The 16,786-nt window shown below is 44.1% G+C and carries 15 protein-coding genes and 2 tRNA genes; 13 read left to right on the top strand and 4 right to left on the bottom strand.

Annotation, left to right across the window (positions count from 1 at the left end):
• Positions 1–166: 166 nt before the first annotated feature.
• The gene (nox, locus tag HMPREF3216_RS03395) at positions 167–1,507 is read right to left on the bottom strand and encodes a H2O-forming NADH oxidase (RefSeq protein ID WP_060786936.1); all 1,341 of its coding nucleotides are present in this window, start codon (positions 1,505–1,507) and stop codon (positions 167–169) included.
• Between the two features lie 343 nt (positions 1,508–1,850).
• Here nox and HMPREF3216_RS03390 point away from each other — a divergent pair, with 343 nt between their 5' ends.
• Complete coding sequence (locus HMPREF3216_RS03390) at positions 1,851–2,459, top strand: pyroglutamyl-peptidase I (protein ID WP_060786935.1); 609 nt, start codon at positions 1,851–1,853, stop codon at positions 2,457–2,459.
• A gap of 103 nt (positions 2,460–2,562) precedes the next feature.
• Here the strand turns inward: HMPREF3216_RS03390 and HMPREF3216_RS03385 are convergent, their stop codons facing one another.
• The gene (locus tag HMPREF3216_RS03385; protein ID WP_060787125.1) at positions 2,563–3,648 is read right to left on the bottom strand and encodes a metal ABC transporter solute-binding protein, Zn/Mn family; all 1,086 of its coding nucleotides are present in this window, start codon (positions 3,646–3,648) and stop codon (positions 2,563–2,565) included.
• Positions 3,649–3,855: 207 nt separating this feature from the next.
• Here HMPREF3216_RS03385 and HMPREF3216_RS03380 point away from each other — a divergent pair, with 207 nt between their 5' ends.
• The 6 genes from HMPREF3216_RS03380 (at position 3,856) to pyk (ending at position 11,538) form a co-directional block, all read left to right on the top strand.
• A complete protein-coding gene (locus HMPREF3216_RS03380) occupies positions 3,856–4,740 on the top strand; it encodes a bifunctional methylenetetrahydrofolate dehydrogenase/methenyltetrahydrofolate cyclohydrolase (protein WP_060786934.1) in 885 nt (294 codons plus the stop codon).
• 152 nt (positions 4,741–4,892) lie between these two features.
• Positions 4,893–6,398, top strand: a complete 1,506-nt coding sequence (gene rpsA, locus HMPREF3216_RS03375) for a 30S ribosomal protein S1 (protein ID WP_060786933.1) — start codon at positions 4,893–4,895, stop codon at positions 6,396–6,398.
• A gap of 219 nt (positions 6,399–6,617) precedes the next feature.
• A complete protein-coding gene (locus tag HMPREF3216_RS03370) occupies positions 6,618–6,947 on the top strand; it encodes a TM2 domain-containing protein (protein WP_060786932.1) in 330 nt (109 codons plus the stop codon).
• Positions 6,948–7,017: 70 nt separating this feature from the next.
• Entirely contained in the window at positions 7,018–7,677 is a 660-nt protein-coding gene (gene coaE, locus HMPREF3216_RS03365) for a dephospho-CoA kinase (protein WP_060786931.1), read from the top strand.
• Between the two features lie 98 nt (positions 7,678–7,775).
• Positions 7,776–9,890, top strand: a complete 2,115-nt coding sequence (uvrB, locus tag HMPREF3216_RS03360) for an excinuclease ABC subunit UvrB (protein WP_060786930.1) — start codon at positions 7,776–7,778, stop codon at positions 9,888–9,890.
• A 208-nt stretch (positions 9,891–10,098) separates the two neighbouring features.
• Entirely contained in the window at positions 10,099–11,538 is a 1,440-nt protein-coding gene (gene pyk, locus HMPREF3216_RS03355) for a pyruvate kinase (protein ID WP_060786929.1), read from the top strand.
• 164 nt (positions 11,539–11,702) lie between these two features.
• Here the strand turns inward: pyk and HMPREF3216_RS03350 are convergent.
• A tRNA-Leu gene (locus HMPREF3216_RS03350) sits at positions 11,703–11,776 on the bottom strand.
• Between the two features lie 150 nt (positions 11,777–11,926).
• Between HMPREF3216_RS03350 and HMPREF3216_RS03345 the strand changes: the two genes are divergently transcribed.
• The 6 genes from HMPREF3216_RS03345 (at position 11,927) to HMPREF3216_RS03320 (ending at position 16,014) form a co-directional block, all read left to right on the top strand.
• Positions 11,927–11,999, top strand: a tRNA-Arg gene (locus HMPREF3216_RS03345).
• Between the two features lie 68 nt (positions 12,000–12,067).
• Entirely contained in the window at positions 12,068–13,477 is a 1,410-nt protein-coding gene (glmU, locus tag HMPREF3216_RS03340; RefSeq protein WP_060786928.1) for a bifunctional UDP-N-acetylglucosamine diphosphorylase/glucosamine-1-phosphate N-acetyltransferase GlmU, read from the top strand.
• Between the two features lie 45 nt (positions 13,478–13,522).
• Positions 13,523–13,894, top strand: coding sequence for an RsfS/YbeB/iojap family protein (locus tag HMPREF3216_RS03335; RefSeq protein WP_060786927.1), 372 nt, complete (start codon positions 13,523–13,525; stop codon positions 13,892–13,894).
• 42 nt (positions 13,895–13,936) lie between these two features.
• On the top strand, positions 13,937–14,758 hold the full coding sequence (locus tag HMPREF3216_RS03330) for a histidine phosphatase family protein (protein WP_060786926.1): 822 nt from the start codon (positions 13,937–13,939) through the stop codon (positions 14,756–14,758).
• Positions 14,759–14,973: 215 nt separating this feature from the next.
• Entirely contained in the window at positions 14,974–15,495 is a 522-nt protein-coding gene (locus HMPREF3216_RS03325) for a LytTR family DNA-binding domain-containing protein (protein WP_060786925.1), read from the top strand.
• Positions 15,496–15,564: 69 nt separating this feature from the next.
• On the top strand, positions 15,565–16,014 hold the full coding sequence (locus HMPREF3216_RS03320; protein WP_060786924.1) for a DUF3021 family protein: 450 nt from the start codon (positions 15,565–15,567) through the stop codon (positions 16,012–16,014).
• A gap of 139 nt (positions 16,015–16,153) precedes the next feature.
• Here the strand turns inward: HMPREF3216_RS03320 and HMPREF3216_RS03315 are convergent, their stop codons facing one another.
• Positions 16,154–16,558 carry a pyridoxamine 5'-phosphate oxidase family protein gene (locus HMPREF3216_RS03315; protein WP_004130565.1) on the bottom strand — a complete coding sequence of 135 codons (405 nt, stop codon included), beginning with the start codon at positions 16,556–16,558 and terminating at the stop codon, positions 16,154–16,156.
• Positions 16,559–16,786 lie beyond the last annotated feature (228 nt).

The raw sequence follows: 16,786 nt of genomic DNA, 5'->3' as shown, positions 1-16,786 counted from the left end.
GACTCCTTTGTTTTAATCTGCATGTCTTACGCTAATATGCGCGTTTTTGTGCGCGCTTTTTGCGCGGATGATTAAAAAAACCAAGCAACTGCTCCATTATAGAACAGATTGCTTGGTTTAATAAATGCGATTTAAGCTAATCGCAGAAGCCAATCGCAGAGGCTAATCAGCCCTTCAACAAAGCCGTGTAAGCTGCCATCGTAATGTAGTTGTATGGCTGATTGAAGTGAGGCATAAAGAAGATATCGCACAAGGCAAGCTCTTTAATCGTAACCTTCTTTTGAATAGCAAGAGAGAACAGGTGAATTGCGGCAGACATATCGTAGTTAGATGCCAGTTGGCAGCCAACAATTACCTTAGAATCCTTCTTGTAAACAATGCGAATCTTAACCTTTGGATTCTCAACTTCCATAAACGCAGGCTTTTGAGTATCCTCAAAATCAACGTAGTCAACGTCCATGCCCTCTTTTTGAGCGGCAGACAAGCTTAAACCAGTGCAAACGAGCTTGTAGTCGTAAATCATCATTGCGCTAGAGCCTTGCACGCCCTCGGTTTCTACAGGAGTTCCGCAAACGTTGTGACCTGCAATCAAGCCGCTTCTAACGGCATTAGTAGCGAGCGCAATGTAGTTTACGCGGCTTCGAGCGTTGTCGTAGATTGTAGCGCAATCGCCAATAGCGTACACGTCTGGGTCGGAAGTTTGCTGCTTCTTGTCAACTAGGAAAGCGCCATTTTCGTATTGCTTCAAATGATCTTTTCCAAGAGCAACATTTGGGTGGAATCCAATAGCGCAAATCACCATGTCGGCTTCGTAAGTGCCCTTGCTGGTCTTAACAGCCTTGACTTCAGTATCTCCAACAATCTCTTCAACAGTTTGACCAAGCTCAAATTTAATGCCCTTATCTTCCATAATTCTCTTCAAATTATCGGAAAACTCTGGGTCAAAGTAGCCGTTAAGAATATGGTCTTCCATGTCTATAAGAGTCACGTTTTTGTTCAAGCGCTTAAAGGCTTCCGCAAGTTCCACGCCAATGTAGCCGCCGCCAAGAACCACAACATTATGGAAATCGCGCTCTTGAAGCTTAGCAATAACAGTCTGCGCGTTTTGGAAAAGCTTTACCATTTGCACGTTTTCCAAATCAATGCCCTTAATACGTGGCTTGTTTGGAAGGCTGCCAGTAGCTAGAACGAGTTTATCGTAAGAATCGTGAATAACCGAGCCGTCTTTAAGCTCTACAGTAACTTCTTTCTTTGCGTAATCAATGTCTAGAACTTTGCTTTCCAGATTTACCTTTGCGCCTTTTTTAACGAAATCTTCTGGCTTCTGGTAGAACAAGCCATCGCTGCTTTGAATCTGCTTGCCAATCCACAAAGCCATACCGCAGCCAAGGAAGGAAATGTTGCTATTTTGATCGTAGATTGTAAGATCGTTTCCTGGGTAGCTCAAAATGGTGTTAGCGCAGGCAGTGCCAGCATGATTTGCGCCAATCTGAATTATCTTGGTCATCGGTAATCTCTTTTCGTCATTGATTTTTGATTTATCTGTATTTTCTGTAGTTTTATGCGCGCTGTTAACAACATTGTTCGTTAAGCACGCGCTATTAGCCAATCATATTACACTACGACGAGTCTGGCTAATCGTGAGTCTAGGTGTGTTGTTTTGCGATTATTGTATAAGTTGTAACTACCATTTAATCTTTGCTATGAACATGAAGTAAGTAATAGAATCATTAATGTTTTATACAAGTGCATTGTATACAGTTTTAGCAATGTATTTTGATAAAGTTTGATAAAGTTTGATAAAGTTTGATAAAGTTTGATAAGTGAGAATTGTATGAGGGGGTATTTTAATGCGTATTTTGATTACTGGTTTTACGCCGTTTGATAATGAGTCTATAAATCCTTCGTGGGAGATTGCGCAATCAGTGCCTGCGCCTGAGGGTGTGGAACTTGTTCGTTTGCAGATTCCTACGGAATTTAACAAGGGTGCGCAAAAAGTTATTAAGAAAATAGAGGAAGTTCGCCCTAATGCTGTGCTTTCGCTAGGGCAATTTGGCGGTTCTGCTTGTTTTAACGTTGAGTATGTTGGCATTAACTGTAGAGCTGCGCGCATACCAGATAATAGTGGATATAAGCCTTGGTATGAGTCTGTTGTACAAGATGGTGATGTGGCTTATAAAGCGACTTTGCCAGTTGTGAACATAGTTGACGCTTTAAATAAAGCGAAATTGCCTGCGGCTGTGTCTTTTTCTGCGGGCGCGTACGTATGCAATGACGTGCTTTACAGTGTTTGTAATTACTGCCAGACTAAAAAATTGCCAATTAAGAGCGGTTTCATTCACGTTCCGTATTTGCCTGAGCAGGTTCTCAATAAGCCGAGCACGAGTTCTATGAGTTTAGCTGATATGCTTCGAGGCATTGAAATTGCACTGCGAGTGATTGCAAGTGATTGCAAGTGATTGCAAGTGATTGCAGATAAATCGCCAGCAAATCTTTAATTCGTAAGTAATTGCTAATAAATAGTATGAAGTATTTATTGTCTATACTCGCTCAAGCGTGAGCCTACTTACCTGGATCTTGCTGGCCCTCGTTAGACCTGTTTGGATCTGGCTGCGAAACAGTCGGCTTTTCGGTAATAGGCTTCTTTTGATTAGCTTCTTGCTTTTCTAAATCTTTGCGCATATTAGTCGTAGTTTTGCCAGCATTATTAATGTCTTCGCAAATCTTCATAACCCATTTTCTTAAATCGGTTGCATACGATGGCATAAGTTCATTAACCCAGATTACAGACGTGTAGCTTCTGCCAGCTGTTCCAGTCAAGATGTTAATATCGTCACCTTTACTTTGACTATTGCTTATGATTACGTCGAATTTTCGTTCTTCAATAAGCTTTTGGAACGCATCCACATTAGCCTTGTCTACCTCGTCTCCCTGTGCTACCTGCTGAGCGTAGGCTTTAGGCGCAGAATCACTAATTCCCATGTCGGACATAAGCCAGAAGAGAATAGGAGTCACTGAAGCATACTTAAGCTTTTTATGGCTTTTAGCGAAGTTTGAAAGATAATCCTCAAGCTTTTTTTCTTGAGCTTTAACGGCGTTAAGTCTTTTATCAAAAATCTTCTTCTTTGACGGAAGAACTTTAGAGAAAGCTTCGCAAATGTTAGAAGCCATCTCGTTTCTAGCGTCTTTTGAGAACCACAAGTAAGGATTGTCTCCATTTAGCGCTCCAACTGTAGAAGCAGCGTTTACAACTTCGCTGTTTTTAGCGGTGCGTTTTGCAATCCAGCTATCGTAGCCAGCGCCATTTGAAATAACAACTTGTGCGGAATAAAGCTTTTGCAAATCTTTTCTTGACGGCTTAAATGTTGATGCATCTGTATCTGGATTGCTGATTATAGATTGCACTTCAACATTGTTTCCACCTATTTCTCTAGCCAGACTTGCCCAAGATTCAAGAGTGGAAACAACCTTGATTTTTTTGACTTGTTCTTTAGGAGAAGCTTGCTTTTGCTGTACTGGCTGTTTTTGGCCGCATGCAGTCATGCCAACAAGAATCGATGGAACAATAATGCACGCCAAAATTGCTTTGCATATTTTCTTTGCGCTATTTATTTTTGCGCTATTTAAATGAAAAGTATTCCTGCACATCTTTGCGCCCCTTCCGTCAGTTGTTATTCGCATTGGCGTTTGCTATGCGGATAGTATAAATACCATTCTATTATTAATATTCAGTTATTAACAGTTGTGTCGCACACTTCGATGCCTCACGATAGCCTATCCATACGAATTATGTAGGTGATTTGTTGTTTAAGTTAAAATTGATGCTTTAAATCAATGATAGTTGGGATGTGAATAATGGTTGTTGTATTAGACGGAAAAGCGCTAGCCGCAAGTATTAAGAGCGACTTAAAAAGCAGGGTAGAAAAGCTTAAGGAAAGTGGCATTACTCCTGGGCTTGGAACGCTTTTAGTTGGAAGCGATCCTGGATCGTTGAAATATGTTGCTGGAAAACACAAGGATTGCGAAGAAGTTGGGATTCGCTCAATCCGCTGCGATTTGCCAGAAGACGCTAGCGAAGACGACATTCTTAAAGCCGTAAATCAGCTTAATAATGACCCTTCTTGTACGGGTTTTATAGTGCAATTGCCTTTGCCAAAAGGCGTGGATTCCCAAAAGATTATTGAGGCGGTAGATCCTGCAAAAGATTGCGATGGAATGCATCCGTACAATTTGGGCGAGCTGGTTATGCATATTTCGGGAGATATTGTTACGCCTTTGCCATGCACGCCGCGAGGAATTTTAGCGCTTTTAGACGCTTATAACATTAATCTTGAAGGCAAAAATGTGTGCGTTCTTGGACGAGGAATCACGGTTGGTCGAACAATCGGACTGCTTCTTACGCGCAGGGGAGTAGACGCAACTGTAACATTGTGCCACACGCGCACGCGAGATTTGCACGATATTATGCTGCGCTCCGACGTTATTATTGCGGCAATGGGCAGCGCGGGATTTGTAAAGCCTTGCGATGTTAAGCCTGGAGCCGTGCTGGTTGATGTTGGCGTTTCGCGCGTTTTTGATGAAGAAGTGGGAAGGTATCGCGTAAAAGGCGATGTTGATGTTGCTTGTAGAGAAATCGCGGGAGCGTATTCGCCAAATCCTGGTGGAGTTGGACCAATGACTCGCGCAATGCTATTGGCCAATGTTGTTGATATGGCTGAGCGCGCGGCAAGTGGCAAGTAGCGAATATCAAGTAGCGCGACACGCCCGAAGTAAAACGGCGATTTTGGCTATGCCTATATATAACATTGACAGAGTGCGTGCATAGTGCGCGTGCACAAATCATAATTTAATATCGAGTAATATCCACCCCAAGAAGAAACCACTAATAAGTAATGGCAGAGAATAATAACGAAGTCGCCAAGGTTGCGATTAATGATATTGGCACCGAAGAAGACTTCATCAAGGCAGTCGATTTAACCATCAAGAATTTTGACGATGGTGATTTAGTTGAAGGTACAGTCGTAAAGATTGATCACGACGAAGTATTGTTGGACATCGGCTACAAAACTGAAGGTGTAATCCCTTCCCGTGAACTTTCCATCAAGAAAGACGTTGATCCAGATGATGTTGTTGAAGTTGGCGACACCATCGAAGCCCTTGTTGTAACTAAGGAAGACAAGGAAGGACGTCTTATTCTCTCCAAGAAGCGTGCACAGTATGAGCGCGCTTGGGGTGACATTGAGAAGATCAAGGATGCAGACGGCATTGTTGAAGGTACCGTTATTGAGGCTGTTAAGGGCGGCTTGATTGTAGACATCGGTTTGCGCGGCTTCTTGCCAGCTTCCCTCGTTGAAATGCGTCGCGTTCGCGATCTTTCCCCATACATTGGCCAGAAGATTAAGGCTAAGATTCTTGAGCTCGATAAGAACCGCAACAACGTTGTGCTTTCTCGTCGTCAGTTCCTCGAGGAAACCCAGTCCGAAGTTCGCGAGACCTTCCTCTCGCAGCTTAAGAAGGGCCAGATTCGCGAAGGCGTTGTGTCTTCTATCGTAAACTTCGGCGCGTTTGTTGACCTCGGCGGTGTTGACGGCCTCATTCACGTTTCCGAGCTTTCCTGGAAGCATATCGATCACCCATCTGAGGTTGTTAAGGTTGGCGATAAGGTTACCGTTGAGGTTCTCGACGTTGATCTCGATCGCGAACGCATCTCCCTCTCCCTTAAGGCAACTCAGGAAGATCCATGGCAGCGCTTCGCTCGCACCCATGTTCCTGGACAGGTTGTTAAGGGTAAGGTCACCAAGATTGTTCAGTTCGGTGTGTTCATCTCCGTTGAAGACGGCATCGAAGGCTTGGTTCACATTTCCGAGCTTGCTAACCGTCATGTAGAGAACCCAGAAACTGTTGTTAAGGGTGGCGAAGAAGTATTCGTTAAGGTTATTGACGTAGATCTCGATCGTCGCAGGATCTCGCTCTCCTTGAAGCAGGCTAACGAGGCTGTTGATCCAAATTCTGAAGATTTCGATCCAGCTCTCTACGGCATGCCAGCTGAGTATGACGAAGAAGGAAACTACAAGTACCCAGAAGGCTTCGATCCAAACACCAACGAGTGGATTGCTGGTTACGAGCAGCAGCGCGAAGAGTGGGAAGCACAGTATGCAGCAGCTCACGAATTGTGGGAGCAGCACAAGGTGTTCGCCGCTAAGGAACTCGCAGCTGCAGCAGAATCCGCAGCCGCTGATGGTCAGAGTGAAGAAGCTGAAGAAAAGAAGCCAGCTAAGGAAGAAAAGAAGGAAGAAGTTGCTTCCAACTATTCTTCTGAGGCCGCTAACGAAGGTGCTTTAGCTGATTCCGATCAGCTCGCAGCTTTGCGCGAACAGCTTTTGAGCGAAAAGAAGTAGTTTCTACTTTCTACTAGACGCTTATTAACAATTGCCCTGGTGAGTTATCATCGGGGCAATTTTGTTTATGTTTGACTACTATTTTGAGTATGTTTTACGAGTATTTTGTGACTCAAGTTTTGTAATTAAATATAGGTACAATCAATTTTCTTTTAAGAATCGTGATTATATGATGCTTTTAAACATTAATCATGATTATTAAAAGGATTGGTGAAGATTATGAGCACGTTTGATAACAATCAGAAAAATGCTCAGTTCCCTTCGTACGATGGGAATAGTGAGGAGAACACTAAAGCAACTTTAGTAAGCTCGCGCAATAAAATTGTTGCAGGTTTGCTAGCGATTTTCTTAGGCACATTAGGTATTCACAATTTTTACCTTGGTTTTAAAGGAAAAGCGATTGCACAGCTGCTTATTTCTGTTCTTTCTTTTGGTTTCCTGTTGATCATTACAGCAATATGGGCATTGGTTGAGGGTATTTTGATTCTTTGCTCAAAGCCTGGAAGTAAGTGGCACAAAGATGCTGATGGTGCCGAGTTAAAAGACTAGTCTTTTATTATTAGTGATAATAAACAATGCCCTGGTAATTAGTTACTGGGGCATTACTTATAATTTATATATGACAATGATGCGGATTGCGGTAACGGGCGGAATTGCGGCTGGAAAATCTACAGTAGTAAATCATTTGCGTTCGCTTGGCGCGTTTGTTATAGATTACGACGTTTTGGCGCGTAAAGTGGTGGAGCCAGGAAGCGTAGTCTTGCAGCAAATCGTAAGCATTTTTGGGGAAAATGCCGTTAAGAATGATGGCTCTTTGAATCGCGAGTTTATTGCAAAGCATGTTTTTGGAGATTCCGACGAGAGTTGTGAAAATCGTAAGAAGCTTGAGTCGCTTATTCATCCTGCTATTTATGATTGCGCAAAGACTTTAGAAAGCGAATATGTTAATAAAATTTCTGAAGAAAATCACAGTGTGCTAGGCAGTATGAGTTCTGTTATTGTGCACGATATTCCGCTGCTTGCGCAAGTAATCGACAGTATTCCATTTAGTTTTGACCATATTATTACAGTTGAAGCGCCTAAAGATGTTCGCATTGCGCGAATGATAAGCGAGCGCAAAATGAGCCAGAATCAGGCGCAGCAGCGCATAAATAATCAAGTTGAAGAGATTGAGCGCAAGAAAATCGCGGATTTTGTGGTTGATTCTACAAAGCCTATGGAAGTTATGCTTAAAAGCGTTGATTCAAAAATTAAAACGTGGATGGGTAAGGAGCATTAGAGACCCAAAGGAAGAATCGCAAGCAACCGCGCGATTGTTGGGTTTTAGTAAAATAAATAAAATGCTCTTGATGCTATTAATGCTCTTGGAGAAAAATAATGTCGAATAAAATTCAGCGCACAAACAAGCCTTTTGTTGTAAAAGCGCCGTACGAGCCTTCGGGCGACCAGCCGCAAGCAATCGAAGAGTTAGCAAATCGCATTGAAAACGGCGAAAACGACGTTGTTTTAATGGGCGCCACGGGAACTGGTAAAACTGCTACAACCGCTTGGCTAATTGAGCGTTTGCAGCGGCCTACACTTATTATTGAGCCGAATAAAACATTGGCAGCTCAGCTCTGCGCGGAGTTTCGCGAGCTTATGCCAGATAATGCTGTGAGCTATTTTGTGTCTTACTACGACTACTATCAGCCAGAAGCGTACATTCCGCAAACAGACACGTATATTGAAAAAGACTCGAATATTAACGACGATGTTGAGCGTCTTCGTCACGCTGCTACAGCGAATTTGCTTACTAGACGTGATTGCGTTGTTGTGGCTACGGTTTCTTGCATTTATGGACTTGGTACCCCAGAGGAGTATGCCGAGCGAATGCTTATGCTGAGTGTTGGCCAGCAGCTTGAGCGAGACGTGCTTCTTCGTCAGTTTGTGAGCATGCAATACAAGCGCAACGACATTGCGTTTACGCGCGGAACTTTTAGAGTGCGCGGAGATACGGTTGAGATTATTCCTGTGTACGAAGAATTAGCTGTGCGAATTGAGTTCTTTGGCGACGAAATCGACAGAATTACAATGCTACATCCGCTTACTGGGGAAGTGATTCGCCAGGAGAGTAGCGTGCATATTTTCCCAGCATCTCACTATATTGCGGGTCCTGAGCGCATGGAACGCGCGTTAGAGGCGATTGAGTCGGAGCTTGGCGAGAGAGTTGCGCAGCTTAAAAAGCAGAACAAATTGCTGGAAGCTCAGCGTTTGGAAATGAGAACTACGTACGATTTGGAGATGCTTCGCCAAGTTGGAGTGTGTCCTGGAGTGGAGAATTATTCGAGGCATTTTGACGGACGCGCGGCTGGCACGCCTCCGCATACGCTTCTTGACTTTTTCCCAGACGACTTTTTGCTAGTTTTAGACGAGTCGCATGTAACCGTGCCGCAAATCGGAGCTATGTATGAGGGTGATGCTTCGCGCAAAAGAACGCTTGTAGAGCATGGCTTTAGGCTGCCATCTGCAATGGATAATCGCCCGTTAAAGTGGAACGAATTTTTGGAGCACGTTGGTCAAACTGTGTATCTTTCGGCAACGCCTGGCGACTACGAGTTGGGGCTTTCGGATGGCGTAGTTGAGCAGATTATTCGCCCAACTGGTTTGCTAGACCCTAAGATTGAGGTTCGACCTGTAGAAGGTCAAGTTGACGATTTGCTGGCGGAAATTAAGGCGCGTGTTGCAAAAGATGAGCGCGTGCTTGTTACTACGCTTACTAAGAAAATGGCGGAAGACTTAACTGATTACTTCCTTGAGCTTGGTATTAAAGTTGAGTATTTGCATTCGGATGTTGATACTTTGCGTAGAGTGGAGCTTTTGCGCGAGCTTCGCGAAGGGAAAATTGATGTGATTGTTGGTATTAATTTGCTTCGTGAGGGCTTGGATTTGCCAGAAGTTTCGCTGGTTGCGATTTTGGATGCAGATAAGGAAGGCTTCTTAAGGTCTTACCGCTCGCTTATTCAAACGATTGGCCGCGCTGCTCGTAACGTTTCGGGAACTGTGCTTATGTATGCGGATGCTGTTACGGATGCTATGAGCAAGGCGATTAGCGAGACGGAGAGGCGTCGCGAAAAGCAAATCGCGTATAACAAGGCTCATGGGATTGATCCTAAGCCTTTGCGAAAGAAGATTAGTGACGTTAACGACATGCTTGCTAAGGAGGATGTTGATACTCAAACTCTGCTAGCAGGCGGTTATAGGAATGCTAATAAGGCTGGGAACTCGCATTATGGCGTGCCAAAAGAGCCGAATCTGGGGCAGCAAAGCAAAGAAAAGCGTATGGCGAATATATCGGCCTTGCCGCAAAGCGATATTATGTCTTTGATTAAAAATTTGAGCGAGCAAATGCATACGGCGGCAGAACAGTTGCAGTTTGAGCTTGCAGCGCGATTGCGCGACGAAATACGCGATCTTAAAAAAGAGTTGCGGCAAATGGATGAGGCTAATAAGTGATGTATTAAGTGAGCGTGATTAACTGTGAGTTAATCGTGATTAATAAGCGAGCGTAGCTAGTCGTAAGTTTTTAGCATGTAGTCATGATTAATCGTAGTAAAAAAATAGGCGCGAGTTTTGCCTATAGGTCACAATTTGCTGGTACACTATTACACGTAAAGTGGGTATTTTCCCATTTAAAAATAAACAAAGGAAACAGGCAGGCATTATGAGAAAAGCCAAAATTGTTGATACTATTGGACCAGCTACCGAATCGTTAGAGGGCATTACCAAGCTTGTTGAAGCTGGAATGGATGTTGCTCGCTTAAACCGTTCGCATGGCACTCCTGAAGATCATTTGCGCGTTTACAACAATTTGCGCGAAGCTTCAAAGACTACTGGTCGTAATGTTGCTGCTCTTGTTGATTTGCAAGGTCCAAAGATTCGTTGCGGTTGGTTCAAGAAGAACGCTGACGGCGAAGACAAGGTTTATTTGGAAGAGGGCCAAGAGTTCGTTATCACCACAGACGATATTGAGGGTGATGAGCATCGCACTTCCACAACCTTCAAGGGTTTGCCAGGAGATTGCCACGCAGGCGATCCAATTTTGATTGATGACGGCAAGGTTCGTCTTGAGGTTACAAAGGTAGAAGGCAACGACGTACACACTAAGGTTGTTGTTGCTGGCCCAGTTTCTAGCCACAAGGGCATTAACCTTCCAGGTGTTGCCGTGTCTCTTCCAGCATTGACCGAAAAGGATGAGTCTGATCTTCGTTGGGCTATTCGCACTGGTGCAGACATTATTGCAATGTCGTTCGTGCGTTTTGCTACCGATATTGATCGCGCTCACGAAATCATGGACGAAGAAGGCCGCCGCATTCCAATCGTTGCAAAGATTGAGAAGCCACAGGCTGTTGCAAACTTGGAAGAGATTGTTAAGACCTTCGATGGCATTATGGTTGCTCGTGGCGATATGGCAGTGGAGATGCCACTTGAGCAGGTTCCACTCGTTACCAAGCGCTGCATTGAGCTTTCTCGCCAATACGCAAAGCCAGTAATCGTTGCTACCGAAGTTCTTGGATCTATGGTTAACTCTCCAGTTCCAACTCGTGCAGAGGCTTCTGATTGCGCTAACGCTGTTCTTGACGGCGCCGATGCAACTATGACCTCTAACGAGACTGCAGTCGGCAAGTATCCAGCAGTTACCGTTCAGACCATGTCTCGTATTTCTCAATACGCTACTGAAAACGGTTACGATCGCATTCCATCTGTGGAGCTTGACATGTCTAGCACGGGTGCAGTTTCTTCTGCAGCTGTTGATTTGGCAGATAAGCTTAACGCTAAGGCGATTGTTGCTTACACGCAAACTGGTCGTACCGTTCATCGCATTTCTCGCGAGCGTCCAGCTGCTCCAATCTACGGCTTGACCAACAATGAGCACACTTATCACTGGTTGGCTTTGAGCTGGGGCACTGAAGGCTTCTTGATTAGCGAGGACTACCACGATATGAACCGTCATGATCTTATGATCTTCACCGACAAGGTTCTTCGTGAAGCTGGCAAGGTTGAAGACGGCGACAAGATTGTTGTTTTGAGCACTGCTCAGGGTGAGCGCCAGGCTGGTCGTACCGACTCTATTTACGTTCACACCGTTGGTGCTTGCGATTAATCGCTAGTTGATTGCTAGCTAATCGTTAGCTAATCGTAGTTTTCTAAGCGCGCATCCTTTTTGGGTGCGCGTTTTTGTTTTAATTGCAAAATCGGGGGCTGCGCGTGTGCGCGAGAGAGAAGATAACAAAAACGCCGCTTAGAATGTAAGCGGCGTTGTGCACGTGCCCCCGGTGAGACTCGAACTCACACTGCACAGATTTTGAGGCTGTTTCCTCTACCAATTGGGATACAGGGGCATCTTAAATTATCCGCGTTTTAACGCGACTTGATGACTATACCACATTTTGTAGAGTAATCAAATATACCGCGTGTTGCGCGATATTAATTTGCAAATTATTTAAGACTGGGTGTGTTGGTGTAAGAATTTTGGTATAATTGCAACTTGCGCCTCTGTAGCTCAATGGATAGAGCAACGGCCTTCTAATCCGTTGGTTGCGCGTTCGAATCGCGTCGGGGGCACTTTTGCTTTGCTCTTGTGTTGTGTTGAAAAATCTTTCGGCACGTATTATGCAAAATAAGGAGCGCTTGTGGAAAATCATAATGTAGCCGCAGCAATAATTCTGGCAGCAGGTGATGGGACGCGCATGCGTTCAGAAACTCCAAAGGTATTGCACAAGTTTGCGGGGAAGACGTTCTTAAATCGCGTAATGGACGCAATGGCGGGCATAAATCCAGGGGAGCTTGCCGTTGTAGTTCATGCTCAAGCGCAACGGGTGTCGCAAGCAGCGCAAAGCTACAACAACGCTGTGCGGATTGTAAATCAAGACGATAAGCCTGGAACGGGCAGGGCTGTGCAGTGCGCAATGCAAGATCTTAACGAAGCTTCAAAGCAGCAATATGGCAGTGCGCTTAAAGGCTCTGTGGTAATTGCTGCAAGCGATATGCCACTTTTAGATACGCAAACATTGCAATCGTTAATCGAGTTTCACAATAATCAAGGAAACGCGGCAACTGTTTTAACTGCTGTTTTAGACGACGCAACTGGCTATGGGCGAATTGTGCGCGGCGAAAATGGCGATGTTCTGCGAATTGTTGAGCACAAAGACGCTAATGCAGAAGAGCTTGCGATTAAGGAAGTAAATACGTCGGTATATCTGTTCGATGCAAAAGTACTTAGCGATGCTATAGAAAATCTTGATTCCAAGAACGCTCAAGGCGAGTTCTACTTAACAGATGCGCTAGAGCACGCTCGCGCAATGGGGCGTGTTGGAGCAATGGCGGCCGCAGACCCGCTGAGCGTGGAAGGCGTAAATACTCGCGTTCAATTAGCTGCGCTTGCAAAAGCATATAACAAGCGCGTTTGCGAAAAGTGGATGCTTGAAGGCGTGACTATTTTAGATACAGATACTACATGGATTGAAGACGATGTTGTTTTACAAGAAGATGTTACGGTTCTTCCAGGCTGCTTCTTGCAAGGGCACACAACTGTTAAAAGCGGTGCGGTTGTAGGGCCGTACACTACGCTTATTGATGCTCAAGTAGATGAAGATGCGGTTGTGGAGCGCTCGCGTGTGCAAGAATCGCATATTTGCCGCGCTGCAAACATTGGTCCGTGGACGTATTTGCGACCAGGAAATGTGCTTGGCGAGGAGAGCAAAGCGGGCGCGTTTGTGGAAATGAAGAAAGCGCATATTGGAAACGGCACTAAGGTTCCGCATCTAAGTTATATGGGCGACGCTGATTTGGGTGAGCACACGAATATTGGCGGTGGCACGATTACAGCAAACTACGACGGAGTGCATAAGAATCACACGACTATTGGTTCTAACGCGCATGTTGGTGCAGGAAACCTGTTTGTAGCTCCCGTTACTGTTGGAGATGGAGTTACAACGGGTGCAGGCTCTGTTGTTCGCAAAGATGTTCCAGCGGATTCCATGGTTTATTCGGAAAATACGCAGCATGTTGTAGAGGGCTGGAAGCCAGCTTGGGAGCGTTAGTTCGCTAGTTCGTTAGTTCGTTAGTTCGATAGTTAAGGAGAAACAATGGCAGTTTCAGAAAAATCTTTTAACTCGGTTAGGATTGCTGTGGCTGCAGCCTATAGGTTAAAAGCCACTAATATCCAAGCTTTTGACGTTAGCAATATGCTTCGTAAAGACATTATGCTTGTTATTATCGTACCTAACGAGGATCAAGTATCGGCTGTTAGTGATGAAATTGAAAAATACTTGTATATTAAGGAGAACAAGCGCAAGCCAATACCTGAGGAAACCTCTAAGTTATCGCAATGGTTTTCGCTTGATTATGGTGATTTTGTAGTTTATGTCGTATGTGAAGATGCTATTCCAGTATATCGTCTTGATAATTTATGGAATGGTCTTCCTTGTATAGATTTGCGACTTCCGCGGCATGCTTAATCATCTGAAAAATAAAGTGAAATTGAAAGGTAGCGCAAGATAATGGTGGATTTTGTTGAAAGCGCAGCGCAAATTGCGCATAATGCCAATAAAAACAGCACTCACGAAGGCATTGCGCGTTCTGTAATGCTTGTTCGCCATGGTCAGACGCCTTATAATGCTCAATTTAGACTTCAAGGCATGATTGATATTGCTTTAGATGAGTCTGGAATAGACCAGGTGACTCGCTCTGGCAAGGCTTTGCGCGTGCTTTTTGGAGCTTCTGACTTAGAAGACCCAAAGAATCCAAATAGCCAGGAGCACGTGCGCATTACTCCAGAAGAAGCGGACGCAAGTTTTGTTGCCATTGTTTCGCCGCTTATTCGAGCACAGCAAACGGCTCATGCTTTTGCAGATAAGATTGGTCTTAATGTGCACGTTGAAAATGGCGTGCGCGAGCGCTTTTTTGGCGAGTGGGAAGGCCTTAATCGCCAGCAAATTAGCGAAAAATGGCCTGAAGATTTTAAGTCATGGGTTGAAGGCAAAGGCGGAGAGCTAAATCACGGTGCAGAAACAAAGCAAGAAGTTGGCGAGCGCGCGGCGAAAGCTGTAGAAGATTGGGCGCGCAAAACTGGCTCCGACCGCGATTTACTAGTGTTTTCGCACGGATCTTGCCTTTCTCAAACTGTTCATAAGCTTCTTGGATTAGACAAGGTAGACCCTTCTTACACGGAGATTGGCGGAATGGGAAATGGTCGCTGGGCGCGCCTAATACCAAGTCTTAATTCAGATGGCTCTATTCATTGGCGCTTGGATGCTTACGATCAAGGTCCTGCAGCAGATCCTACAAGCCAGCGTCTTATTCGCATTTGGGGTGCAGCATAGAGGGCTGCGTATACGGCTGAGTAGAAAGATGCGTTTTTCTATTTTTCGCCGCTTATTTGCCGCTTAAAACCCAAAAGCTACCGCTTAGCGATTTTGTAAAGACAGACTATTTACAGTGCCGTATAGTCAAAATTACAAAACAAAAAGCTAGCAACGCTAAGAAAAGTTAGCAATAGCTAGCAAACGCTAACGGTAGTATACGGAAGGGAGGCTTGATGAAAGTAACAATTGCTATTGTGCCGCCAGAAGAAGAGCAGCAGGCTCAATTGTCAGTTCACAATATTGACGATAATCTTAAACGCATTATAGCCAATTTGCAAAGCGTTGATTCTAAAGATGCAAAAGCAAGCGGCGCCGAAAATAATACTGTAAATGCTGTAAATAATGCTGTAAATGCGGCAAATAGCAACAATAATTCATTCATATATGGTTATATTAACGATTCGATTATTGTTATGCACGAGCCAGATGTGATTATGATTTGCGTAGAAAATTCGCGCGTAATCATTCATAGCGATAAAGGCGAGTGCGTTTCTTACAAGCGCCTGATGGATTTTGACAATCCGCAATTTGCGTCGTTTGTGCGCATATCTAAATCCGCAATCGTGAACTTGAATCGCATTGTTCGAGTCGATCCAGGATTCGGCGGAAGTATGAGCGTAAAAATGGACGACGGAAGCGTTGAGTGGATTAGTCGCAGATGCTTAGCTGGGTTCAAAAAGCGCTTAGGAATGTAATTTTAAGCGTATTTTTAATACTAAATTTTTAATACTAAATTTTTAATACTTAAAAAGGAAATGATTATTATGGAAAAGCAAGTTACAACTTTAGGCAAAACAATGGCAAAAAACATTGTTAAAGGCATTGGCATAGGGTGCACTATTTTTACTGCAATCAGTTTTGTATCTAGCCTGTTAGCGCATAGCGCGGTTGGAAACAGAATTGCATCTTATGCTGTAGCAACGCTTGTTATAGGCATAAGCTATGGAGTGTTCGCTATTTTTTGGTCGAATGATCGCATGTCAAATCTCGCAAAGTTTGTGTTTGCGCTGGTGCCGCCAATTGCTATTCAATTTATTGTATCGGTGATTGTTGGGTGGATTTCATTCAAAGATGAGCCAGCTGTGATTTGCGGATGGATTGCGTTCACTGTTATTTTCCCGATTGCGATTGCTGCAATAATTTATTACTTCGAGAAGAAGAAAGCGGAAGAAATGAACGCTAGGTTGCGCGAATTGCGTAAAGAAAGCAAGTAAAAAATAATCAGATAAAAATTGAGTGGTGTTCATCTTCGCCATTGAGGACGAACGCCACTCGCTATTTTAAAACGCATAGCCGAATGGTCATAATTCATTCGGCGTTTTGTTAGTTTTTTGCAAAAAATTAGTATTTTGATTAATCTTTAGCAATCGTCTTTCCAGCGTTAGCTCCAGAAGTCAAATCCTGAATCTCAGTAATCTCCATAACAGGAACGGCCGCTGGCTTCTTCGTACCTTTTTCTTCTGCAACGCGAACCTGCTCGTTGTAAATCGCGTCATCTGTGTGAAGAGTAACAGTTCCGCGGAAGCGATAGCCCTTCTTTTCTGCCAAATTTGCAACAGCAACAACCAACTGGCTGCCATCTTGCAAGTTCTTAAAATGCTGACCTGCAGTGCGCTCGTGGTAAGCAAGGTGATTATCGTCTAGAACAAACATCGACATCTTTGGGCCAAGATCAAGCTCGCCATCTTTGCTAATCGTTGCAATCCAAGCCAAATTGTTCTCAATAAAAGTCTTCATATCTTCGCTAAGAGTTGCCATGTTGAGTCCTTTCTTCAACTGATTATTGTGCAATCGAGCAATCATACGATTATGATTCAATCACTTTTAAGATTACGCGCAATCATGCATATAAAGGGTTAAAAATCGATGCGTTTTTGCAAAAATGCGTAAACTTGTGACATAAATCACCAATTGAACAAAGTTGGGAGTCTTGTAGCGCGATTCTCCTATTTGTTGTTGCGCGAGGTTTGAGTATTTCTCTCCTCG

Origin of the sequence: Gardnerella vaginalis (genome assembly GCF_001546455.1) — a bacterium.
Lineage (GTDB): Bacteria > Actinomycetota > Actinomycetes > Actinomycetales > Bifidobacteriaceae > Bifidobacterium > Bifidobacterium vaginale_B.
This window is presented reverse-complemented; position numbering and strand designations above follow the sequence as displayed.